The 23,161-nt window shown below is 50.4% G+C and carries 23 protein-coding genes and 1 tRNA gene; 17 read left to right on the top strand and 7 right to left on the bottom strand.

What is annotated here, in order from left to right; genetic code table 11:
* Positions 1-174 precede the first annotated feature (174 nt).
* Entirely contained in the window at positions 175-4,062 is a 3,888-nt protein-coding gene (purL, locus tag AC27IB_RS00520) for a phosphoribosylformylglycinamidine synthase (protein ID WP_487118150.1), read from the top strand.
* A 179-nt stretch (positions 4,063-4,241) separates the two neighbouring features.
* Entirely contained in the window at positions 4,242-4,379 is a 138-nt protein-coding gene (locus AC27IB_RS00515) for a hypothetical protein (protein ID WP_487118148.1), read from the top strand.
* A 46-nt stretch (positions 4,380-4,425) separates the two neighbouring features.
* Here the strand turns inward: AC27IB_RS00515 and smrA are convergent, their stop codons facing one another.
* The 3 genes from smrA to AC27IB_RS00500 all read right to left on the bottom strand — a co-directional run bounded on the left by smrA (position 4,426) and on the right by AC27IB_RS00500 (position 6,406).
* A complete protein-coding gene (gene smrA / locus AC27IB_RS00510; protein WP_487118146.1) occupies positions 4,426-5,022 on the bottom strand; it encodes a DNA endonuclease SmrA in 597 nt (198 codons plus the stop codon).
* A gap of 85 nt (positions 5,023-5,107) precedes the next feature.
* Positions 5,108-5,183 (bottom strand) — tRNA-Arg (locus AC27IB_RS00505).
* A gap of 41 nt (positions 5,184-5,224) precedes the next feature.
* Positions 5,225-6,406, bottom strand: coding sequence for a flagellar assembly protein T N-terminal domain-containing protein (locus tag AC27IB_RS00500; protein ID WP_487118144.1), 1,182 nt, complete (start codon positions 6,404-6,406; stop codon positions 5,225-5,227).
* Positions 6,407-6,758: 352 nt separating this feature from the next.
* Here AC27IB_RS00500 and AC27IB_RS00495 point away from each other — a divergent pair, with 352 nt between their 5' ends.
* Positions 6,759-7,160, top strand: a complete 402-nt coding sequence (locus AC27IB_RS00495; RefSeq protein WP_296044945.1) for an LPP20 family lipoprotein — start codon at positions 6,759-6,761, stop codon at positions 7,158-7,160.
* 92 nt (positions 7,161-7,252) lie between these two features.
* Positions 7,253-7,702, top strand: a complete 450-nt coding sequence (locus tag AC27IB_RS00490; protein ID WP_487118142.1) for an SRPBCC family protein — start codon at positions 7,253-7,255, stop codon at positions 7,700-7,702.
* A 12-nt stretch (positions 7,703-7,714) separates the two neighbouring features.
* On the opposite strand, the gene flgN is transcribed toward AC27IB_RS00490, so the two are convergent.
* From flgN to flgA, 3 genes are all read right to left on the bottom strand, one after another.
* A complete protein-coding gene (gene flgN / locus AC27IB_RS00485; RefSeq protein ID WP_487118140.1) occupies positions 7,715-8,146 on the bottom strand; it encodes a flagellar export chaperone FlgN in 432 nt (143 codons plus the stop codon).
* A gap of 11 nt (positions 8,147-8,157) precedes the next feature.
* Positions 8,158-8,499, bottom strand: a complete 342-nt coding sequence (gene flgM / locus AC27IB_RS00480; RefSeq protein ID WP_279318224.1) for a flagellar biosynthesis anti-sigma factor FlgM — start codon at positions 8,497-8,499, stop codon at positions 8,158-8,160.
* Between the two features lie 114 nt (positions 8,500-8,613).
* Positions 8,614-9,300 (bottom strand): flagellar basal body P-ring formation chaperone FlgA, encoded by a 687-nt coding sequence (gene flgA / locus AC27IB_RS00475; RefSeq protein WP_487118138.1) that lies wholly within the window; start codon positions 9,298-9,300, stop codon positions 8,614-8,616.
* A 193-nt stretch (positions 9,301-9,493) separates the two neighbouring features.
* Between flgA and AC27IB_RS00470 the strand changes: the two genes are divergently transcribed.
* The 13 genes from AC27IB_RS00470 (at position 9,494) to flgL (ending at position 22,131) form a co-directional block, all read left to right on the top strand.
* Positions 9,494-10,420 carry a chemotaxis protein CheV gene (locus AC27IB_RS00470; RefSeq protein ID WP_296044841.1) on the top strand — a complete coding sequence of 309 codons (927 nt, stop codon included), beginning with the start codon at positions 9,494-9,496 and terminating at the stop codon, positions 10,418-10,420.
* A gap of 20 nt (positions 10,421-10,440) precedes the next feature.
* A complete protein-coding gene (locus tag AC27IB_RS00465; protein ID WP_296044842.1) occupies positions 10,441-11,274 on the top strand; it encodes a CheR family methyltransferase in 834 nt (277 codons plus the stop codon).
* Between the two features lie 99 nt (positions 11,275-11,373).
* Entirely contained in the window at positions 11,374-11,778 is a 405-nt protein-coding gene (gene flgB / locus AC27IB_RS00460) for a flagellar basal body rod protein FlgB (RefSeq protein ID WP_296044847.1), read from the top strand.
* On the top strand, positions 11,775-12,197 hold the full coding sequence (flgC, locus tag AC27IB_RS00455) for a flagellar basal body rod protein FlgC (protein ID WP_105935075.1): 423 nt from the start codon (positions 11,775-11,777) through the stop codon (positions 12,195-12,197). Before flgB ends, flgC begins: the two co-directional genes overlap by 4 nt.
* 25 nt (positions 12,198-12,222) lie before the next feature.
* On the top strand, positions 12,223-12,912 hold the full coding sequence (gene flgD, locus AC27IB_RS00450; RefSeq protein ID WP_296044854.1) for a flagellar hook assembly protein FlgD: 690 nt from the start codon (positions 12,223-12,225) through the stop codon (positions 12,910-12,912).
* A gap of 14 nt (positions 12,913-12,926) precedes the next feature.
* Positions 12,927-14,333, top strand: coding sequence for a flagellar hook protein FlgE (gene flgE / locus AC27IB_RS00445; protein ID WP_487118134.1), 1,407 nt, complete (start codon positions 12,927-12,929; stop codon positions 14,331-14,333).
* 130 nt (positions 14,334-14,463) lie between these two features.
* Positions 14,464-15,207, top strand: a complete 744-nt coding sequence (flgF, locus tag AC27IB_RS00440; RefSeq protein ID WP_487118132.1) for a flagellar basal-body rod protein FlgF — start codon at positions 14,464-14,466, stop codon at positions 15,205-15,207.
* A 42-nt stretch (positions 15,208-15,249) separates the two neighbouring features.
* Entirely contained in the window at positions 15,250-16,038 is a 789-nt protein-coding gene (gene flgG, locus AC27IB_RS00435; RefSeq protein WP_123326633.1) for a flagellar basal-body rod protein FlgG, read from the top strand.
* Positions 16,039-16,055: 17 nt separating this feature from the next.
* Positions 16,056-16,736 (top strand): flagellar basal body L-ring protein FlgH, encoded by a 681-nt coding sequence (gene flgH / locus AC27IB_RS00430; protein ID WP_296044948.1) that lies wholly within the window; start codon positions 16,056-16,058, stop codon positions 16,734-16,736.
* Positions 16,737-16,744: 8 nt separating this feature from the next.
* Positions 16,745-17,854: a flagellar basal body P-ring protein FlgI gene (locus AC27IB_RS00425; RefSeq protein WP_296044863.1), complete on the top strand. Its 1,110-nt coding sequence runs from the start codon at positions 16,745-16,747 to the stop codon at positions 17,852-17,854.
* Positions 17,854-18,807 carry a flagellar assembly peptidoglycan hydrolase FlgJ gene (flgJ, locus tag AC27IB_RS00420; protein WP_296044865.1) on the top strand — a complete coding sequence of 318 codons (954 nt, stop codon included), beginning with the start codon at positions 17,854-17,856 and terminating at the stop codon, positions 18,805-18,807. Before AC27IB_RS00425 ends, flgJ begins: the two co-directional genes overlap by 1 nt.
* A gap of 46 nt (positions 18,808-18,853) precedes the next feature.
* The gene (flgK, locus tag AC27IB_RS00415; RefSeq protein ID WP_487118129.1) at positions 18,854-20,899 is read left to right on the top strand and encodes a flagellar hook-associated protein FlgK; all 2,046 of its coding nucleotides are present in this window, start codon (positions 18,854-18,856) and stop codon (positions 20,897-20,899) included.
* A gap of 5 nt (positions 20,900-20,904) precedes the next feature.
* Positions 20,905-22,131 carry a flagellar hook-associated protein FlgL gene (flgL, locus tag AC27IB_RS00410; protein WP_487118127.1) on the top strand — a complete coding sequence of 409 codons (1,227 nt, stop codon included), beginning with the start codon at positions 20,905-20,907 and terminating at the stop codon, positions 22,129-22,131.
* Here flgL and AC27IB_RS00405 read toward each other — a convergent pair.
* Positions 22,119-23,048, bottom strand: coding sequence for a hypothetical protein (locus tag AC27IB_RS00405; RefSeq protein ID WP_296044870.1), 930 nt, complete (start codon positions 23,046-23,048; stop codon positions 22,119-22,121). The two genes, flgL and AC27IB_RS00405, sit on opposite strands and share 13 nt — an antisense overlap.
* Positions 23,049-23,161: the final 113 nt, after the last annotated feature.

Genomic DNA, 23,161 nt, shown 5'->3' with positions numbered 1-23,161 from the left:
GTGCTAAAACCACAGGATTGGGTTATCTGGCAAAAAAATTACGCCTGAATAACCCTTGCAGGTTATCAAGCCGCCGCTTTTCCACTATAATCCGCGCCAAACAAGTTCACAACCAGGACTGGCGGAAGATTGGCGTTTTCTCCCCGGCGGTTCTCACAAATTAGGTAGCAAACTATGTTGGTCCTACGTGGCGCTCCGGCGTTATCTGACTTCCGCACAGCTAAATTAATCCAGCGACTACAGCAATCTGGCGTCGAAGTTACTCACCTGTACAGCGAATACGTTCATTTAATTGATACTTTGCAAGCGCTGACAGAAGAACAGTTAACTGTGCTGGATAAGTTGTTAACCTATGGACCTAAGCAGGCACAGGAAGCTGCCGACGGCGAATGTTTCTTCGTTACTCCCCGGCCGGGAACAATCTCGCCGTGGTCGAGTAAAGCCACCGATATTGCCCATAACTGCGGACTTTCAGCCGTTGCCCGTGTTGAACGTGGCTGCGCGTTTTATGTGGTAACAGCTCAGCCTCTCTCTGCTGAACAGCACAAATTGGTTGCCTCAGCGCTGCACGATCGCATGACTGAGAGCGTCTTTGCGGCGCCGGAAGAGGCCGCGGTGTTGTTTGATAAGCATCAGCCCCGTGAGTTTAACTCGGTTGATATTTTAGGCGCAGGTAAAGACGCGCTGGTGTCGGCTAACCAAACCCTGGGTCTGGCGCTGGCTGACGATGAAATAGACTACTTGTTCGAAAACTTTGTGAAGCTGGGGCGTAATCCCAACGACATCGAATTATATATGTTTGCTCAGGCGAACTCTGAGCATTGCCGACACAAGATCTTTAATGCTGACTGGACCATTGATGGTGAAGTGCAGCCTAAGTCACTGTTCAAGATGATCAAGAACACGTTTGAACTGTGTCCGGAATATGTGTTTTCAGCCTATAAAGATAACGCCGCGGTAATGGAAGGCTGGCAGGCTGGCCGATTCTTCCCAGAGCCACAGTCTCATGAGTACACTTATCATCACGAAGATATTGCTATCCTGATGAAGGTAGAAACCCATAACCATCCTACAGCAATTTCACCATTCCCTGGTGCTGCAACGGGCTCTGGTGGTGAAATTCGTGACGAAGGTGCTACTGGTCGTGGTTCTAAACCGAAAGCCGGTCTGGTTGGTTTTACCGTGTCGAACCTGAAACTGCCTGATGCAGTGCGTCCGTGGGAAGTCGATTATGGGAAGCCTACCCGCATTGTCAGCGCGCTGGACATTATGATCGATGGACCACTTGGTGGTGCCGCGTTCAACAACGAGTTTGGCCGTCCTAATCTGTTAGGGTATTTCCGTACTTACGAGCAGGAAGTAAACAGCTTTAACGGCACCGAAGTGCGTGGCTATCACAAACCCATTATGCTGGCCGGTGGTTTAGGGAATATTCGCCAGGATCACGTCGAAAAAGGTGAAATTACGGTTGGCGCTAAACTGATCGTTCTTGGCGGTCCGGCCATGAACATTGGCCTGGGCGGCGGCGCGGCGTCTTCCATGACCTCGGGTCAGTCCAGCGAAGATCTCGACTTTGCCTCGGTTCAGCGTGACAACCCGGAAATGGAGCGTCGTTGTCAGGAAGTTATCGATGCCTGCTGGCAACTCGGTGACGACAACCCCATTCAGTTTATTCACGATGTGGGTGCCGGTGGTTTATCGAATGCGATGCCTGAACTGGTGAACGACGGTGGTCGAGGCGGGCGTTTTGAATTACGTAAAGTATTATCAGACGAGCCGGGCATGTCACCACTGGAAATCTGGTGTAACGAATCCCAGGAACGTTACGTAATGTCGGTCGCGCCGGATAAGCTGGCCGTGTTCGAAGCCATTTGTCTGCGTGAACGTGCGCCATTTGCTGTCATTGGTGAAGCCACTGAAGAGCAGCACCTGTTATTGAACGACGAGCATTTTGATAATCAGCCTATCGATTTACCGCTGGAAGTTTTATTAGGTAAGCCGCCGAAAATGCATCGCGATGTGGCGAGCGCCAGTCAGAGCTCAGCTGAGTTGGATTGCACTGAAATCAATGTGGCTGATGCTGCTGAACGTTTACTGCGTTTACCGGCCATTGCTGAGAAAACATTCCTTATCACGATTGGCGATCGCAGCGTAACAGGATTGGTGAGCCGTGATCAGATGGTTGGCCCCTGGCAGGTACCGGTTGCCGACGTTGCCGTAACGGCATCAGCATTTGATACCTATCATGGTGAAGCAATGGCGATGGGCGAGCGTACGCCGGTAGCCTTGCTCGATTACGCCGCTTCTGCGCGACTGGCGGTAGGTGAGTCAATTACCAATATCGCTGCCGCCCACATTGGCGACATGAAACGTATTAAGCTGTCGGCTAACTGGATGGCGGCTGCCGGTCACCCTGGTGAAGACGCTGGTTTATACGAAGCGGTAAAAGCGGTAGGTGAAGAATTATGTCCGGCACTGGGCCTGACCATTCCGGTGGGCAAAGACTCTATGTCGATGAAAACCGCCTGGCAGGATAATGGTCAGGATAAATCTGTCACTGCACCGCTATCACTGGTGATCACCGCCTTTGGCGCGGCGACGGATATTCGCAAAACGGTAACCCCTCAACTGCGAACCGACAAAGGCGAGTCAGCCTTATTGCTGGTGGACTTGGGGGCCGGTAAAAACCGCTTAGGCGCCAGCTGTCTGGCGCAGGTTTATAACCAGTTAGGTAAAACGCCGGTTGATCTGGATGCGCCGGAGTTACTGCTTAATTTCTTTAACGCCGTGCAGGCATTACTGGCCGACAACAAACTGCTGGCCTATCACGATCGTTCTGACGGTGGTTTATTTGTAAGCGTAGCGGAAATGGCTTTTGCCGGTAAAACCGGGGTGAGTGTGGCGCTTGATACGCTGGGCGATGACGACCTGGCGGCGCTTTACAGCGAAGAGCTTGGTGCGGTATTGCAGGTCTCTGCTGACGATGTGGAGAGTGTTCTTGGGATCTTCGCAGCAAATGGCCTGAGTGAGATGGTGCATAAAGTAGGGACATTAAATACCACTGATACCATCGAATTTACCCGTGGCGGCGAGGTTGTGCTCAGCGAAGCCCGAACTACCTATCGTGCAATGTGGGCAGAGACCACTCACGCTATGCAGCGCTTACGGGATAACCCAGAATGCGCAGACGAGGAACATGAGGCGAAACAAGACGCTAAAGATCCTGGCCTGCACGCCAAGCTGAGTTACGACATCAACGATGATGTGGCTGCACCTTATATTGCCAAAGGCATTAAGCCACGCATTGCTATCCTGCGTGAGCAGGGCGTTAACTCTCATCTGGAGATGGCGGCAGCCTTTAGCCGGGCCGGATTTACCGCTATCGATGTGCACATGAGTGACGTACTGTCCGGAGCCGTTTCTCTGGAAGACTTCAAAGGCCTGGCGGCCTGTGGTGGCTTCTCTTATGGTGACGTGCTTGGCGCTGGAGAAGGCTGGGCGAAGTCGATTTTGTTTAATCAACGCGCCCGTGAGCAGTTTGAAGGTTTCTTCCACCGCGACGATACCTTCAGCCTCGGGGTTTGTAATGGCTGTCAGATGTTATCTAACCTGAAATCCCTGATCCCCGGCACGGCTCACTGGCCGCATTTTGTGACCAATCAGTCGGAGCGTTTTGAAGCACGTGTTGCCATGGTAGAAGTACAGCAGTCCAAATCTGTTTTGTTTGCTGATATGGCTGGCTCAAGAATGCCCATCGCGGTTTCCCACGGTGAGGGGCGGGCGGAGTTCGCTGTGGAGGCTGACTTACAGTCTGTGCAGGACAAAGTGGCACTGCGTTATGTGAATAACTACGGTGAAGTGGCGTCTCAGTACCCGGCTAACCCGAATGGCTCACCCCTTGGGATTACCGGCCTGACTACTGATGACGGCCGCTGTACTATCATGATGCCACACCCTGAGCGGGTATTCAGAGCCGTTGCCAATTCATGGCGCGCCGATGAATGGCAGGAAGATTCGCCGTGGATGCGTATTTTCCGCAATGCACGACGTTTTGTTGATTAATTTCAAAAAAATGACGGCAAGGTGTCAAATAATTGTCCAGACACCTTGCCAGCGCCCTTCTACTGCATTAAAGTAGTGCAAGCAGTATGGAATGCTGTGTGGTTACAAGGACTTGTAGGGGATGGGTTAACATCGCTGTGCTCAATTTTACAGTGGTCTAGAAATAATAAGAGACGAATATGAATCGTTCTTCAAAAGGTTTCGGCTTAACCGGCGTGGCTATTGCAGTGCTGCTTATGATCGTTACAGCAGCGTTTGGAACCTCCGCCCAGTCAGCTGAATTATCTACCGAAGTTCAACAAATCACTTCAGAATAATTAATAAAATTAATTAGTTAACGATAATTATGTCATTCGTGGCAGGTTATCGTTTTGCCTGCTTTTCACGATTTATCATCTTTTGATTCGGGTGCTTTTTAAGCAGCACGTAGGTTGCTCCAAGGCCACCATGTAAAGGTTGGGCGGTGTGAAACGCAATTACGTTTTTGAACTGTGGCAACCAATGATTTACGTAAGATTTTTTCAAAGCAGGAAAGGGCTGACTTTGTTCGCCTTTACCGTGTTGGATTAGTATTGTTCTTACCCCCCGTTCGTGGGCGGCATTGATTTTTTGATACAGTGTGATGCTCGAATCCCGCAAAGAAAGACCCGCCAGCGAGATTTTCTGTTCAATTGGATACTTACCCTGACGCAGATTTTTATACACCCCATCCTGGATCCCAGCTTGTTTAAACTCCAGAAAATCATCTGGCTTCACTGGCTTTACGCCTTCGAAAGTAAGCGGACTTTCTTTGGGTTTCTGAACGAGTAGAGCTTCCCGGCGCATTTGTTTTTCAATAGCTTGCTGGGTTTGCTGAAGGTGAACCTTGTCGTCAGACTTTATCGGTTTAACATCGCCGAGTTCCTGCAGGAAATCCTGAAAGCTATCCAGTTGTTCAAAATCCTGATCGTCGTGCCGCATAAATCCCCCGATCACTAAGTCTCTGAATAGTATTACGCGCGACTGGCGTTAAAGTTCAGTACTTATCGAAGCTGTAGAAGTTGCTTGGCGTCCCCACCGCGACTCGAACGCAGATCTAAAACTTAGGAGGTTCTTGTTTTATCCAGTTAAACTATGGGGACACGAACCCCCATTATAGATAGGCCGGCGAAAATCTAAAGCCTTAACGTTTGGCAACGAAGTCGTTTGGCTGAATATTAGCCAGTAAGCCGTCTTCGGCGGCTTTTACCCGTGCGTTATCGGCATAAGCTTCAATAACGGTGACTTCTTCCGGATACAAATGGTATTGGGTGAACTTAACACCGCGATAGTCGGTTACTTCCTGTATTTGATAGATCGAGAGCGTATCGCCGGGTTTCAGGCCGTGCTGGCGACCGAGAGAAATGCTCAGCTCGTTGCCACCGTTGATGCTGATCACTCGTCCGGTTGCCGGTACGCAGGCCAGTGCAGAGTCCACATCACTTTGTAATTGGCGTAGCTGATTTTGCAGGGCCAGGCCATAGGCGCTTTGCCAGAACTGGTTGGAAGACGCATCCAGTTGGGCGAAGCGATCGAATTCCCATTCTGATTCGGTCTCATAGGTTTTATTTAATAGCGGTGCGCCATTAATACCGTCGATAAGTTCGACTTTTAACCGAAAGCTTCGGGTTGCTGTATCGTCCTGCCAGAAAGCCAGGGTGTTACCTTCCGGCCGGTAAACGCTGAGATCTTCAATAACGCCGGTCAGGACGAACTGACTTTTGGTTTGAGTGGCCAGGGCGGTAGCCTGGTCACGAATTTGTCTGGACTGCCAGTGCACTACATAAGGCTCAATGCTGCTGATCACAGCATGTTGCGCGGATTGATCGAATTCCCGCTTTAAGCGGGCGGTGACCAGGCGCCCCAGTTCCTGGACCTGACCATCCTGAGCGTGTTGGCGTTCCAGTAACGGAAAATAGCTGGTCGCAATGGTTTTGCTGAAAGGGGCCGCAGAACATTGCTGCTGACCGGGAAAGATATCTGCGCGGATCCGCACCGTCACGGCGTTGTCGTGCCAGGTTTCAGAGATTAGCTCTAACTGGCGTACTTCGCCCGACGCGCTGACTTCAAGGCGTTCATCATTGAGCAGGCCATCAGTGAGTTGTTGCACGCTGCGAACCGACGCGCCGGCAAAGAGCATGGCTTGACGAAGAGCTTCTTCGGTTGCCTGATGTTTTGCCTGGATCTTATTGCCGTTCAGCACCACAGACTGTCCCTGTGTCTCATACCAGACGGCATAACTTTGCCCTGTGAGAGCGAACAACAGGCAGGTTGTCGCCGACAGAAATCCCGTAAGCCGGGTAATAAGGGTAAACATTGTTTTCATGGGTGTCACTCTTACCACTTCTTTTGGTTTGCAATGAGCCGGTTAAGGGCTGGCACTGGTTATGCTGCTTCCCGACTGGTGGGGCTGCGTGCCCTGCGTCAATCATCTGACTTGCGAATTCGTTCCTGTGGTTGTCTGTGCATATATCGTTCCCAAAATTCAATCAATCGTTGGGCACAAATATTGCTATCTTACGGTTATCAAAAAGTGGCTGTGTGGCTTCCCCTTAGCAGTGGGCAGCGAAACAGGCCACAAGGCACAAAAATACGGTGGTTTTATGACGGTTTTAAAACACATTCAGCAGGCGTTTGCAGTTTTTAGCTGCCTGTTACTCGTAAGTGGTTGTACTTCCATGTTTGATAAACATGTGGAGTGGGAGACTGTCGAGCCGGAGGAGTACCCGGTGCTAACCGCGGTGGGGTATGCACCGATTGCCTCTCAGCATGGTGGCTCCGATTCAGAGAAAAATATTATGGCGATGAAAGCCTCTAAGCTTGACGCATACCGGGAGCTGGCTGAACAGGTCTACGGGCAACGAATCAATGGCCAACAATCACTGGCCAACATGGTGATTAATAATGCTCAGTTGCAGGCATCCGTTGAAGGGGTGATACGCGGCGCGAGGGTCGTAAAAGCTTATCCGGTAGGAGAGGATACCTACGCCACCGAACTGGAACTTGATATGCAGCAGGTGTATAACATCTATGTATCGACGGCCCGGCCACAACGCTTAAAAACAGTGAAGTACTACTAAAAGGATTAAGCTATTGGTGCCCGGTGGTTGACGAGCTCACAACGGTGCTGGTTCCATTTTATCAGGCGCCGGCACACTCAGGGAGAGACAACATGGACCGCGTTATACACCAGTCACGGAGATTATCCTGCTCAGTCGCTCAGGCCTTTGCCTGCTTTACGCAAAATGCGCTGCTTACCCGTTGGTTAACGGCTGATGCCAATGTCAGTGCCGAAACCGGCGGGCCCTACGAGTTATTCTGGCAACCGGATGATCGGCAGAATAATTCCACCATCGGTTGTAAAGTGACCGCCATTAGTGAAAATCAGTTACTCGCGTTTGAATGGAAAAGTCCGGTGCAATTTAAAGCATTTGCTAACCAGGCTGATCCGCTTACGCATGTGGTCGTCAGTTTTGTTGAGCACGCTAGCGGTTGCCAGATTCATCTGGTTCATAGCGGTTGGCGAAGTTCTGAAAACTGGTTGTCTGCGTACCAATGGCAGGAAAATGCCTGGCAGATGGGGCTGGATAATCTGGTGAAGCTTGTTGAAGAAAGTCAGTAGAGCAGTGTGAACTTAAGCGCTGACGCCTTTACCTGAAAAGCCGCCTTTCTTTTTGCCGGCTTTATCGTAAGTCAGTGATTCTTTGGCCCGCACATCCATCATCAGATTGCGTAAATGCACCAGGCGTAACTGACCCTGTTCCACAGCAAGCTGGTTTACCTGCGTGCAGTACTGACATTCGCTTAGTAAGCTTTTCGCTTCATCGATTTGTGTTTGAATGGCTTCTGGCAAAGGCGCTTCTTGCTGAAGCGCCAACAACTGCGGGTTTATGGCTTCGTCGAGGTCTTGGATAGTACCGAGCAGTTGTTCTTTGTCTTTGAGCAGCGTCATTAACGCTTCGGCATCTCTGGAACTAATCAGGTGCAACTCTTTGTCCAGCATCGTCTTCAAAGATGCCAGATTGTCTGTTTGTTGCGTTAACTGTTCAGTGAGTGTTGCCGTCATTATTTATCGCTTCAGGACTTAAATCCAAAAATTTCCGATTCCAGGCGCGCAATTTTCTTCGCCAAAGACTGAGGATCAACCTTATACTCACCACTTTGAATGGCTTTCTTCAGCTTATCCACTTTCTCCTGGTTAACCGGCGCTTCGGCACTTTTCTTTTGTACCTGATTTAATTGTTGAGCAGACTGAGTCAGAGATACTGAATCCTGACGCGGCACATTAGCAGCCTGAGCTGTTGATGCGGCGGCCTGCTGCGCAGCCGTTTTATTTTGTTGTGGCTGTTGCTGACTGTTGACCTTGTTATTGTCAACAGGTGCTTTGGGTAAGCCATTGTTTACATTGTTAATTGCCATAATTAATTTCCACTACCTTCTAAACCTCAATATATGTATCGGCTGCAGGCAGAATTTCTTTAGGCTCAATCGCGTCTTTTTCACATAAAAACTGCGTTATTTACAGCAACTCTATCACAGATTCACCACGACTTCCTGAGTGCTGGCAACTTCAGCAATAACTGACTTGTTAGAGCTACTGTTCACCACCTCAATAGTGTCACCTATTACGCCATCCTGACGGGCAATGCCTGAGGTTTTTACCTTCATAGTACCTGCTCTGGCACTGATAGTGATTCTATCACCTTTGCAGATAAAGCATAGCATATTACTTTGTACCGGTTGACCTTCTCTGACGCGGTACTTTAGCCGTGCTCCAACAACGTCCTGTAATGAGGTAAAAGGGGTGTGCCTGAGTTGTTTGATGTCGACCTCTGCCAACGACAAGTGACTGGCCGAAAGCACCGTATCCGGACTTATCATACTGGCGGTAACAACGATAGTTCGGGTGCGGGTGACTTTGGCACTGGAAAACAGATACCAGCTGTTGCTGTTGCAACTTACCCGTACATTTAAATAAGACTGCTGCAGCGTGGCAGGATCCACATCAAAGCTAAACGGCACAGTGCACTGCGGTATTTTAATGCGGCTGTCTATGGGGGTTACTTCAACGCTCAGATTATCGGCTAAGTCGTTGGCTTGGGTGGGCGCCAGCCGGGTTTTCAAAAACGCTTTAACGGCATTGGTCAGACGCTCATGCTCCGTCGTGGCGTTTTGTTGGGCAATTGCGCTAAAGTGAGCTAAGGTGATACCTGTAGTCAATATGAAAGCCAGGTGCGCAGGCAAAAGTAATGTTTTCAATATTTTCATGTTCAGATGTTTTCATTTTGACTATTATTAAATACAAATCAGCGAGTTTTGCTAATCAGAAAAGCCGCGACAGTTTATTGACGCCACCTCTGTTAAACAGGAAATACGCAAACTCTATGCCCACATTGAAATATCGAGGTGAAGTATGTCTGGAATTTTAGATTCGGTTAATCAGCGCACGCAACTGGTCGGCCAGAACCGGCTGGAGTTATTGCTGTTCCGCTTGAATGGTCGGCAGCGATTCGGAATTAACGTATTTAAGGTCCGTGAAGTTCTACAGTGCCCGGCGCTCACGTCGATGCCCAAACTTAATCCTTTGGTGCGGGGAGTTGCGCACATTCGCGGTCAAACAATTTCGGTCATCGACCTGAGTATGGCTACCGGCGGGCGTAGAATTGAAGATCTTAAAACCGCTTTCATCGTGATCGCCGAGTATAACCGTTCTGTGCAGGGCTTTTTGGTAGGCGCAGTAGAGCGAATTATCAATACCAACTGGGATGCCATTATGCCGCCGCCACAGGGCACCGGCCGCGCCAGTTACCTGACCGCTGTGACCGAAGTTGAAGGTGAGCTGGTAGAAATTCTCGACGTTGAGAAGATCCTTAACGAAATATCGCCACTCAATACAGAAGTGAGCCAGGCAGTGGCATCGACCTTAAATACCGATGCTTTTAAAGATAAAATTATTTTTATTGCAGATGATTCCTCAGTAGCACGAAATCAGGTGAAGCGAGCGTTAACCACGCTGGGACTTGAAATAGAAATGGCCAAAAATGGCCTGGAAGCGCTCAAGCGATTGAAAGAAATTGCCGCCGAAACCGGCGATGTGACCGACAAGGTCGGGGTGTTGGTATCTGATATTGAAATGCCTGAAATGGACGGGTATACGCTGACAGCGGAAATTAAAAACACGCCCGAGTTACAAAAACTCCATGTAGTACTGCATACCTCTTTAAGCGGTGTGTTTAACCAGGCGATGGTTAAAAAGGTGGGTGCTGACGACTTTATTGCTAAATTTCATCCTGATGAACTGGCTTCTGCGGTTCAGAAATGGCTGGGCCCTGAAGAATAATCAAGCGGAGTACTAACTGATTGATTAATAAGGATGTATCGCCTGACGCCTACCGTCAGTTCCGGCAGTTTTTGGAGCAGCAATGTGGTATTGTGCTGGGTGATAATAAGCAGTATTTAGTGCGCAGTCGCCTCGGCGGGCTGTTGCACGAGCGGCAATTAACCAGCATTGATGAACTGTTAAGGCAATCCATATCCGGTCGTGATCGGGGATTACTACAGCAGGTTATCGATGCCATGACCACCAACGAAACACTGTGGTTTCGTGATAGCTATCCATTTGAATTATTGATCCGGCAAATACTGCCTGAGCTTGCCACCCGGCAGCGGCGCATTCGAATTTGGAGTGCAGCATGCTCCTCCGGACAAGAACCTTATTCTATCGCCATGTCAATTCTGGAGTATCAGCGTAACAACCCTGGTGCAGGTTCGATCTCGGCTGAGATTCTCGCCACGGATCTGTCCAGTAACATGCTTAGAAAATGTGAAGAAGGGGTTTACGATGAACTCTCCCTGGCCCGGGGGCTATCTGCCGATCGTCGCCAGCGGTATTTTCAGCAACACGCCAGCGGTATGTTGCAGGTTAAACCGGAAGTGCGCCGGATGGTGAGTTTTCGCAGCCTGAACCTGCTTCACAGCTACTCCTCGCTGGGTAAGTTCGACATTGTATTTTGCCGCAATGTGTTGATTTACTTTTCTACAGAGCTGAAACAAAAAATACTGCAACAAATTGCCGCCCAGTTAAGTCCAAGCGGCATCCTGTTTCTCGGTGCCTCGGAATCTGTGGCCGCAGCGGCCGAATGTTACCGCATGGTGAAGTGCAATCCCGGGTTGTACTACAGCAAAAAAGACTAATTAAAATAGTTAGTTAGTCTTTCTATTCAATATATCCTCTACCTTAATGCCTGATTGGCACTTAGTTTGCTTTTATCTCTGCGATAGAGGAGAAGTGCTATGGCCATTAATTTAGATAAGCTCGTCGGTTTTCATCAGAACGCGTTGAAGGTCCGCAACGATAAAATGGAAGTCATCGCCGGTAATCTGGCAAATGCCAATACCCCGGGTTACAAATCCCGTGGCATCGATTTTCAGCAAGCAATGGCACGCGCCCAGCACTCCAGCGGTCAGTCAATGACGCGCACTCACGACAAACACATGAGCGGAGGTATGGTCTCCTCAACAGAGATTGGTTTTCGGATACCCTCGCAGCCGGACACCGGCGACGGCAATACCGTCGAAGTCCAGCGTGAACGTAATGAATTCTTAGATACAGGTATGCGCTATCAGGCCACCATTGAGTTTCTCAACGGAAAAGTCAAAGGCATGAAGAAAGCGATAAGTGGAGGACAAGGTCAATGAGTCTGTTTGATGTTATGTCAATATCTGCGTCAGGTATGCATGCCGAGAGCGTGCGCCTGAACACCACGGCAAGTAACATTGCCAATGCCAACTCAGTTAGCAGCAGTGAACAGGATACATACCGTGCCCGCCACGCCGTATTTGCTGCGGAACTGAACCGTGCAACCAATGATTACAGCAAGGGGTCGGAAGTAAAAGTGCTGGGCGTTGTCGAGAGCGACCGCCCATTACAAACTGAGTACGCCCCGCACAACCCCCTGGCTGATGAAAATGGTTACATCTATAAGCCTAACGTCAACATCGTTGAAGAAATGGCCGATATGATGTCTGCCTCCAAAGCTTACGAAACCAACGTGCAACTGGCCGATACCACCAAGCGCATTTTCCGTCGGGTATTAACCCTTGGCCGTGGCCAGTAATAGCGGCCAGTAAGAGGATATAAACGTGAGTATAATAACCAACACGCAGGGTCTCAATAATGACCTCTACTGGCAGGAAGAGAAGGTCAAAGTCTCTGATGGCTCGGAACAGAACCTGTCTCAGGAAGACTTTTTTGCCCTGTTAACGGAGCAGCTATCCAATCAGGATCCCACCAAGCCGGTGGATAACGATCAGATGGTTTCGCAAATGACCCAGTTCACCACCGCCGATGGCATAAGCAAACTTAACGAAAAGTTTGAAAACTTTGCCACATCGATGACGTCTAATCAGGCGTTGCAAGCTTCTGGTCTGATTGGTCAGGACGTGTTGGTTGAAGCCAACGTAGGCTATATGGGCAGCGAAGGTGCTGGCATAAGCGGCTTTGTGGTGAACGAGCAGACCGTTCAGAATATGGAAATCACTATTACCAACGGTAATGGTGAAGTGATTAGAACCATTGATGCGGGTACCCAGGGCGCCGGCAACATTGAGTTTAGCTGGGATGGTACCGACCGCAGCGGCAATTTAATGCCGCCCGGCGAATACCTGGTCAGTGCCAACGGCCAGGTTAACGGGGAAGGGGTGGCAATTTCTACCGCTATCCATCGCCATGTTAGCAGTGTGAGCCTGGCTGGCAGCAACCAGGGCATTATTTTGAATTTAGAAGGTGATGTCAGTATCAATCTTGACGACGTCATTCAGATCGGCAGTTAGTAGGAGAAAAGCACATGTCTTTTAACATTGCATTAAGTGGCGTCTCTGCCGCACAGAAAGATTTAGACACTACCGCAAACAACATTGCCAATGTAAACACGGTAGGCTTTAAAGAGTCGCGGGCCGAGTTCGGTGATGTGTATGCCGCCTCACTGTTAGCCAGTGGTAAAACCAAAGTGGGCGATGGTGTGCTCACTCAGGAAGTCGCCCAGCAGTTCAGCCAGGGTAGCCTGCAATTTACCAATACGGCATTGGATTTGGCGATTACCGGCAACGGCTTCTTTGCCACGGTGCCAGAGATCACCTCGCGGGACTTCTCCTTTACCCGTGCTGGTCAGTTTAAGCTGGACGAAAATAACTTTGTGGTTAACAGCAGCGGCGATAACCTGCTGGGCTTTCCGGTTAACCCCGACGGCACCAGTTCGTCAGTCGCGTTAAGTACGACCGAACCTGTGCGTATTCCGGATTCTTCAGGCTCACCGCAGGCAACGCAGGAAGTGACCATGCGTATGAACCTGCCGGCCAATGATGATTATCTCGATCCTGCCTCGTTTAATCCGGATGATACGCTGACGTATAACGCGGCCACCTCGGTAACCGTTTATGATTCACTGGGTGAAAGTCACATTATGACTTACTACTTTGTGAAAGATGGGACCGATCAGGCGGCACCGACTGGCCCGGATCAGCTCAATAGCTGGTTAATGTTTGCCACCCTTGATGATACGCCGGTAGATATTGCTAACGGTGATAACAGTGTACCGCTGCCAACCAGAGATGACCCACAAAACCCGGGTACTCCTGAGCCCTGGTTGCCCGCCAGATTGTCATTTAACCAGAGCGGTGACTTTACGTCACAAATTCCAGCTGGTGGCATCGTTACTGTGCCATTGGGTGATGACGGTACCGCTAACGCCGCTATAGCGTTAACCGGTGGTGCCGATCAGACGCAAACGATTGGCATCGATTTCAACCTGGATCCGCTGGGCGGACAAACTATTAACGAGCCTACTCAATACGCTTCTGCGTTTGAAGTCACCTCGCTGGAGCAGGATGGTTTACCGGTAGGGCGATTAACCGGCGTCGACATTGGTGAAGATGGCCTGGTCAGAGCGACGTTCTCTAACGGTACTTCAGAACCGGTGGTACGCGTTGCGTTAGTGCGGTTTGCCAATGAGCAGGGCCTGACCCAGCAGAGCAATACCCAGTGGAAAGAGTCCATTGAATCTGGTGAAGCGCTGGCGGGTGAAGGGACTACAGGGACCTTTGGTGAAATTAACTCTTCAGCCCTGGAGCAGGCTAACGTGAACCTGACCACTGAGCTTATTGACATGATCATCGCGCAGCGGAACTTCCAGGCAAACTCCCGAGCACTCGAAGTTAACAACCAGCTAAATCAGACTATCCTGAATATCCGCTAGGTTATTCATTAATCCCCCGGGCCGCAGCATGCGGCCCTTCTTTTATCCTCTCATAGCCTGCGTATTCGCCGTTTTGGCACTGCCTTTGCACAGTAATTAATAATTACTATTAAAGCGTCAAAAGGCAGTCATGGATAAATTACTCTATATCGCCAGTAGTGGCGCCAATCAGGACCTGGTTGGTACGTCTTTACGGGCCAATAACCTGGCTAACGCACAAACCAACGGCTTTAAAGCGCAGCTGGAACAGGCAAGGTCGATGCCGGTATACGGCGAAGGTTTGCCGACCCGGGTGTTCGCCATGACCGAAAGCCCCACCAATAACTATGAATCCGGCCCGTTGATTCAGACTCACCGGGATCTTGATGTGGCCATTCAGGGTGATGGCTGGTTTGCCGTACAGGATCGGCAGGGTAACGAAGCCTACACCCGCGATGGTAATTTCCAGCTCGGCCAGGACGGTGTGCTGGAAGACGTCCACGGTAATATCGTGATGGGCGATGCCGGCCCGCTGTTTTTGCCGGTGCCGCTGGATAACCTCAACATTGCCGCCGATGGCACCATTTCCATTCGTCCTCAGGGCGCACCTGAGGCGGTTAGTGAAGAAGTGGGCCGGCTCAAGTTGGTTAACCCGGAATACAGCAATCTTGAAAGAGGTAACGATGGGCTATTCCGCCAGAAAGATGGCACCGATGCCCTGGCCGATGAAACCGTGACCGTCATGACCGGCATGCTCGAAGGCTCAAACGTGAACGCCATTGAAGAGATGGTCAGTATGATTCACCTGCAGCGTCATTATGAGCTGCAGGTCAAGATGATGAAGAAAGCCGACACGCTAGATATGCGCGGCAACATGCTATTACGCATTATTTAATAATTTGCCGCCAACAACTAACAAGGCAGAGGAGAGACAATTATGCATCCAGCACTTTGGATCAGTAAAACCGGACTTGATGCCGCACAAACCGATGTGGCCGTGGTATCGAACAACCTGGCTAACGCGTCTACCGTTGGGTTTAAAAAGGATCGGGCGATCTTTGAAGACTTGCTCTATCAAAACATCAATCAGCCTGGTGGTCGTTCCTCTGCGGATACCGAATTACCGTCAGGGTTAATGGTGGGGGCCGGCTCTAAAGTGGTCGCCACCCAAAAAGCCCACACTCAGGGCAACCTGTTAACCACCGACAATGCACTGGATATGTCTATTCAGGGGCGCGGCTTTTTTGAGATTCTACAGCCGGACGGCACCATTGCTTATACCCGAAATGGTCAGTTTACGTTAAACGATCAGGGGCAAATTGTTACCCCGGGTGCCGGCTTCCTGTTGCAGCCAGAAATCGCTATTCCTGAAGATGCCCAGCAAATCACCATTTCTCAGGATGGAGAGGTGTCTGCATCGGTGCGTGGTCAGGCTGAGCCTCAGGTGCTTGGTCAGCTCAATATTTCTGATTTTGTTAACCCGACCGGCTTACAGCCTGTGGGTCAGAACCTTTATGTTGAAACGGCAGTATCCGGCGCGCCATTGCAGGGTGTACCAGGTCTGCAGGGCCTGGGGACTATCGTGCAGGGCACGCTGGAAACGTCCAACGTGAATGTGACCGAAGAACTGGTAAATCTGATCGAAAGCCAACGGCTATATGAAATGAACTCCAAAGTGATTTCATCGGTTGATCAGATGCTTGGTCAGGTTATACAGCAGCTTTAATCTAAGGTGATCTCATGATGCGTGTATTACTGGTATTTACTTGTGTTGCCCTGTTTAGCGGTTGTGCCAGTACTTCGCCCGAACGCGTTGAGGCGAATGATCCGTCCTTCGCGCCGGTCATTCCTGAACTGCCGCGCGAGCAAATTGTTGAGGACGGCGGCCTGTTTCGCCCGCGTATGGCTAATAGTCTGTATTCAGATGTAACGGCCCGGCGGGTGGGTGACATTATCACGGTGACTCTCAGTGAAAATACCAATGCTACCAAATCTGCCGGCACCACTACGTCTAAAGAAACCGGTGTTGACGTGCAGCCCATTACCGGCTTAGGCGGCAACGCGTTGAACATAGGTAATCAGTCCATTCAGCTTGGGGTAAATTCTTCCAGCGAATTTGCCGGAGATGCCCAGGCGAATCAGAGTAACAGTCTGAACGGCAGTATTTCGGTTACCGTCACTGACGTACTGGCCAACCAGAACCTGGTAATACGCGGTGAGAAATGGCTGACATTAAACCACGGTGATGAATACATCCGTTTAACCGGCATTATTCGCGCATCAGACATTTCACCGGAAAATGAAATCCTGTCGACCCGTATTGCCAATGCCCGCATTCAGTACAGTGGTACCGGTAGCTTTGCCCGCTCTCAGGAGAAAGGCTGGCTGACTAAATTCTTTTCATCGCAATGGTGGCCTTTCTAGGGGGTAACATGGGTAAATTATTAAGTGTCGTACTGTGTTGCCTGTGTCTGGTTACCAGCGCTCATGGGCAGCGCATCAAAGACGTTGCCAGTATTCAGGGCGTGCGTAGTAACCAGTTAATTGGTTATGGTCTGGTGGTGGGCTTGCCCGGCACCGGCGAGCAAAGCCCGTTTACCGAACAAAGTTTCAGAACCATGCTGACCAATTTTGGCATCAGCCTGGACCCGAATATTAAACCCAAAATTAAGAACGTCGCCGCTGTGGCCGTGCATGCCGAATTGCCACCCTTTATTAAACCCGGTCAAACCATCGATGTAACAGTGTCTTCGGTCGGTGAAGCCAGCAGTCTGCAAGGCGGCACCTTGCTACAAACCTTTCTTAAAGGTGTGGACGGCAATATCTATGCCGTGGCTCAGGGCAGTCTGGTTGTCAGTGGTTTCGGTGCGGAAGGTGGCGATGGCTCGCGAGTGGTGGTGAATACGCCAACCGTCGGCCGCATCGCTAACGGTGCGTTGGTTGAGCGGGCAGTACCGAGCGGTTTTGCCAGCGGCGACAGCCTGACCCTTAACTTGCATTATCCGGATTTTTCTACCGCCCAAGCGCTGGCCGATGTGATTAATCAGCGCCTGGGTGCTCAGCCTGAAAAAGGCTATGCCATTGCTGAACCGCTCGATGCGGCGTCAGTAAGGGTTACTGCACCTAGGGATCCGGGTCAGCGGGTAGGCTTTTTGGCCACCCTGGAAAACTTTGAATTTACTCCTGCAGATGCACCGGCGCGTGTAGTAGTTAATAGCCGTACCGGCACCATTGTTATTGGTCGCGATGTGCGTTTATTACCGGCCGCAATCACTCACGGCGGGCTAACGGTGACGATCAGCGAAAATCAGCAGGTAACTCAGCCTAATGCGCTGGCCGATGGTGAAACCGCAGTCACCACTCAGTCGATTATTGACGTTAATCTGGCCGACAGTCGCATGTTTAAATTTGAACCCGGGGTAACCCTTGATCAACTGGTTCGTGCGGTGAATGAAGTTGGTGCCGCGCCGGGCGATCTGATGGCTATCCTTGAAGCGCTTAGACAGGCTGGCGCGTTACAGGGCGAACTGGTGGTGATCTGATGGACGTACTGAATACAAAATCGCAGTTAGAGTCGGCCCGCAACGTTCATGACTTATCCAGTCTGAACCGTTTGCGTGAAGCTGCCTATTCGAAAGATGACAAAGCGCTCAAAGAAGCAGCGCAGCAGTTCGAAGCGATTTTTGTTCAGATGATGCTCAAATCCATGCGTAAAGCCCAGGATGCCATGGCCGACAAAGACAGCCCGTTTAATACCGAAGAAGTAAAGTTCTATCGTGACATGCACGATAAACAGCTCGCCCAGGATCTGTCCAGCGGTGGTGGTGTTGGCCTGGCTGAAATTATTGTTCAGCAGTTGGGGCAGCATGATATCAACGATTATATTCCGGCCAGTGTGGCCCGTAACGACGGTAATCTGGCGTCGCTGAACCGACAACGTGAATTCCGCATTGAGAAGGCACAACAAACCGCCGAACTACTCAGCGATCCGCAATCACAACAGGCCTTTAAAACTGCCGCGTTTAGTAACCCTCAGGAGTTCGTCGAACAACTCTGGCCAGCTGCCAGCAAAGCGGCGGAAGAGCTGGGGATTGAACCCAGGGCATTACTGGCGCAGGCGGCAGTGGAAACCGGCTGGGGTCAACATGTTATTCATCATGGCAGTGGCAACAGTGCCAATAATCTGTTTGGTATTAAGGCCAATAGCAATTGGCAGGGTGAGTCGGCGACGGTCAATACCATGGAGTTTGACGGAACGGTAGCGCGTCAGCAGCGCGCCGCGTTTCGCTCTTACGATAATTTACAGCAAGGCTTTGAAGATTATGTGCAGTTTATTCGTGGCCAGGAACGGTACCGCCCGGCAGTAGAAAATGCCGGCGATCCCAAGACCTATTTTAAAGCCTTACAGGATGCAGGCTACGCCACGGATCCACAGTATGCGGATAAGGTGATGGCCGTTTATAACAGTGATTCTTTGCGGAGCTATCTGCCATGAAAAAGAGTTGCCCGGTAATGTTGCCCTATCAGGCTAAGGCTTGCTTATGAGCGGCAACGTTGATTTATATTCAATTGCCACCAGCGGCGTCAATGCCAGCAGCCGGCTGCTGGCGACTGCCAGTAATAACATTGCCAATGTTAACTCTGAAGGCTATGTGCGCGAGCGTACATCGGTAACCAATGAGCTTTATGGCGGTGTCGGCCGCGCAACCACAGAACGGGTTATCAATCAGTTTGCGCAAAATCAGTTGCGCCGTGATACCACGTTGGTGGGAGAGTGGGAGACGTTTTCTGAAAAGACCTCAGCAATAGATAATCTGTTGGCCAACGAAGCCAATTCGCTGTCGACCGGGTTTAGTGATTTTTTTGCCTCAGTGCAGACCGCAGCTGATGATCCAACGAATTTGTCCTCACGCCAGCTGGTGCTGTCAGAGGGGGAAGCATTGCTACGCCGCATGTCGTCACTGTCTGATTTTATGGAAGCCAAGGAAGAAGAACTTAACCTTGAATTTACCAGCATGGTTAAGCATGCCAACAGCCTGATTGAATCCATAGGCGAGCTGAACAAAGCCATTCTGGTAGCCAAAGGCAACTTCAAAGACAGCGAACCTTCGGCGTTACTTAACGAGCGTGACAAAGCGATTAATGATCTGGCAGAGATCATGGATATCACCGTGCGGGAAAGTAAAAATGCCAACGGCTCTTTGCTGGTCAACCTGTCGAGTGGCGAGTCGCTAGTGCTGGAAGACGGCAGTTTTAACCTTTTCGAGCTCAGCGATAATGCTGATTTCATGCAAAAGCAACTGGAATTGGCGACTAACTTTTCTGGCAGCAAACCCAATACCGATATCAACATTGCTGAAGAAGATCTTGGCGGCGCTCTGGGGGGCCTGTTTCGCTACCGGGACGAGGTATTAGGCCCGTCGCAGCGGGATATAGGCCAGATGGCGGTGGCTTTTGCCGATGCGGTTAACTCGCAAAATCGCCTGGGGATGGATCTGGATTTTCAGCTTGGCGGTGACATATTCACGTTGCCGGAATTGAGCGGCCTGCCGTATAGCAATACCCCACCCACGCTGGCATTATCCGGGCAATTTACCCCTGGTAAGGGCAACGAGCTTACCGATGCCGATATTCGCGTTTCGGTTACCAACGTTACCGGCGCCGGTGTGCCCAGTGAGGTATCGGTGGAGCTGCTAAATGGCGATGGCACACCTAAGCTGGATGAAAACAACCAGCCGGTGCTGTTCAGTAACATTACGCTAAACGCCGGCTATACCGAAATTCCGGGCGGCATTGAAATTGAATTTCAGTCTGCCGGTGGCTACAGCGTAGGCAACCAGTTTCTGGTTCAACCGGTCAAATACAGTGCATCGGATATTACTATGGCCACTTCCCGGCCAGAAGACTTAGCCTTTGCCAGCCCGGTACGTGGTGATGCCGGTAACAATAATCTTGGTGATGCTACGGTAGTGAATACTCAGGTGTACGATACCGATGTTACTACGTCGTTTTTTGATGGCGCGGGTGGACTGGATGCGGGCGCTCCTGCACAGATTCGGTTTACTGCAGGCGACAGTTATGAAGTGCTCGATAGCGGCGGCACGGTGTTATCCACCGTTACCGGGGCCACTGATTTTAATAACCTGCTGGCCCAGGCCGGCGCTGGTTTAAACGGCAGTTACGATATCAGTCTTGAAGGGATCCCCGCTGCTGGTGACACCTTTTCGATCAGCTACAATACCAATGGTAGCTTTGATAACCAGAATGCACTGGAATTGGCCTCCTTGAAACAAGCGTCGCTGGTTCAATTGAGCACTAACTCAAGCAGTGAGCCGCGCACGCTGCACGAGAGTTACTCCACCCTGGTAAGCCGGGTGGGCGAAGAGTCATCCTCTGCCAGTATTGCTCTGCAAGCCGCCGAAAGCATGAAAGTGCAGTCTACCGAGTGGTTTGACTCAGTGTCGGGAGTGAGTCTGGATGAAGAAGCGGCGAACCTTGTGCGTTATCAGCAGTCTTATGCCGCAGCAGCCAGAATTTTGAGCACGGCTCAGGAATTGTTTAATACTATTTTATCGTCGGTTAGGTAACAGACATGCGTATTTCCACCAATCAACTTTATGATCAGAATATCCGCGCGATTATGGATAATCAGTCAGGGCTGGCTGACACCCAGCAGCAGTTGAGTACCGGTAAGAAAATTAACCGGCCGTCGGATGATCCGGTGGGCACTGCCAAAGTCCTGCGCATGACCGAAGAACTGGCCAGCTTAAAGCAATATCAACGTAATAATGACCTGGTAACCGGTTCGTTGGAGCAACAGGAAACCATTCTGCGTAACATTACCGATTCAGTTAACCGCGCAAGGGTGCTCACTATTCAGGCCGGTGACGGATTGTTATCTGATGCCGATCGTAAAGCGCTGGCGTCAGAGATAGGCCAGATCAAAGACGAAGTATTCGATCTGATGAACTCGCAAAATGCTGAGGGTGACTACTACTTTTCGGGTTATCAGTCTGAATCTCAACCTTTCGTTTTGAATGCGGGCGGTCCTGGCAACGCGTATACCTATCAGGGCGATAGCGGTAGCAACGAAGTACAGCTTTCTAATAGTGTCAAGGTGAGAAGCAGCGCATCAGGGCAATCGCTATTCGAAGATGTACCGGCGCGGCGCAACTTCACCATCACCAATAATTCCGGGATTACTGTGGATGAAGCGGTGGTGGCCGGGCAGGGCGATTTTGATACTTTCTATAAGAATAACTACGATCCGCTCACCGCTGCCAATAATAATTATCGCATTACCATCACTACACCTAACCAGGTAGAGATCCAGAATCTCGGTACTGGTAACGTAGTCGCAACTAAAGATTTCACCTCAGGTGAGCCATTCAATTTCGCCGGTATTGATTTTAACCTGCAGGGCGGAACCGGTAATACTCTGGATTTTCAGTTAGATGCGCCGCAAAAGAAAAATATTGCCACCACGCTGCATGACTTACAGCAGGCGCTGAATAACGATGAGTTGAGTGATGCCGCCTACCGTGAAGCGTTAAGTGATGCCTTGGTGGGCATTGACAACGGCCTGGAAAAAATAGCCTTTGAAACCTCGTCCATTGGTGCTCGGTTGAATGTGGCTCAATCGGTTTATGAAACCAACCTGGATTTGGAAGTGTCGACCAAAGAGGCTCGTAGCGCTATTCAGGACGTAGATTATGCCGAAGCCTCAGCCGAATTTGCTAAGCAGGAGGCGGCACTAACCGCAGCGCTGACCACCTTTCCACGAATTTCCAATTTGTCGCTGTTTAATTATATTTCATAGTTAAGCCGGGCAAGATACATTCTGCTTTGATTGTCGAGATGGCTGGAGTAGTAGGCAATATACAGTTTGTCACCCTGGCGAATCATGCCGGGGTAACTGTTATCGCCGCCACTGGGCAATGTCAGTAGCTTAACCAGTTCGCCATTGTGAATATTCAGTGACCAAAGCTGTGTCACCAGGTTTCGTCCGTTAAAATGACGCCCGCAAACTAAAGCCATATCATTATCAACCGGTAATAATACCGGCGCGCCAATGTAATCGCCGAGATCCTGCCATTGCCACTGAGTATAAGGCGGCTTGCTCCGGCCCAGCTGTGCCGTGAAGCTGTCGGCATCGCGCCGGGCCACTGCAATAAGTTCACCTTGCTGAGTAAAATAACAATCAGTTTCGTTGGGATAGCCCAATTGATGGTGAGTTTTTGACAAACAGGCGCTAACCACCTTGTGCATCTTGCCGCGCAAACTGCCAGCATACAAATCCAGTTGTTCTGACGGGCGGTGATAAGCCAGCCCCCAGTGGCGCCCCTGGTAAGTAGTAGCGCGCCACAACCACCAGTTATCCGGCCCCGGATCGTGACGTGACGACCAACTGAGCCCGTCACCGCTAAACCAGGTGTAAGTTTTCGCCGCGCCCAGGCTGGTCAGCCAGCGCTGATGGGCGAGAAGATAAAGGCGGTCGTTGTCGATACAAAAATGTGGATCGCGTAGATCGCCCTCCGGACTTGTCAGACATTGAAAGCGTACCGGTTGGCCAAGGTCGTTAATTTCGGCCACCACAATAATGCCGTTATTACTCATGTGATGGGTGCCCTGGCGATAACACACCAGTAGCCGGTCGTTAAATAAAACGATATCCCCAAAGGCATTATGCGCAGCGCCCCGGCATACCCGGGTCAGGCGATTTAATTGTACTTTCATAATAAAGTTTACACCGTGAATTCTTTATCCTGGCAGTACGTTACCACGTTCTGCCTGGCAACTTTTTGCCGTCCCTGAAAAAAATAGTGAATTTTTATTAAAGGGAATTTTGC

Source organism: Alteromonas sp. 4NH20-0104 (assembly GCF_057547795.1).
The sequence above is the reverse complement of the archived record's forward strand: the minus strand, read 5'-3'. Positions and strand labels throughout refer to the sequence as shown.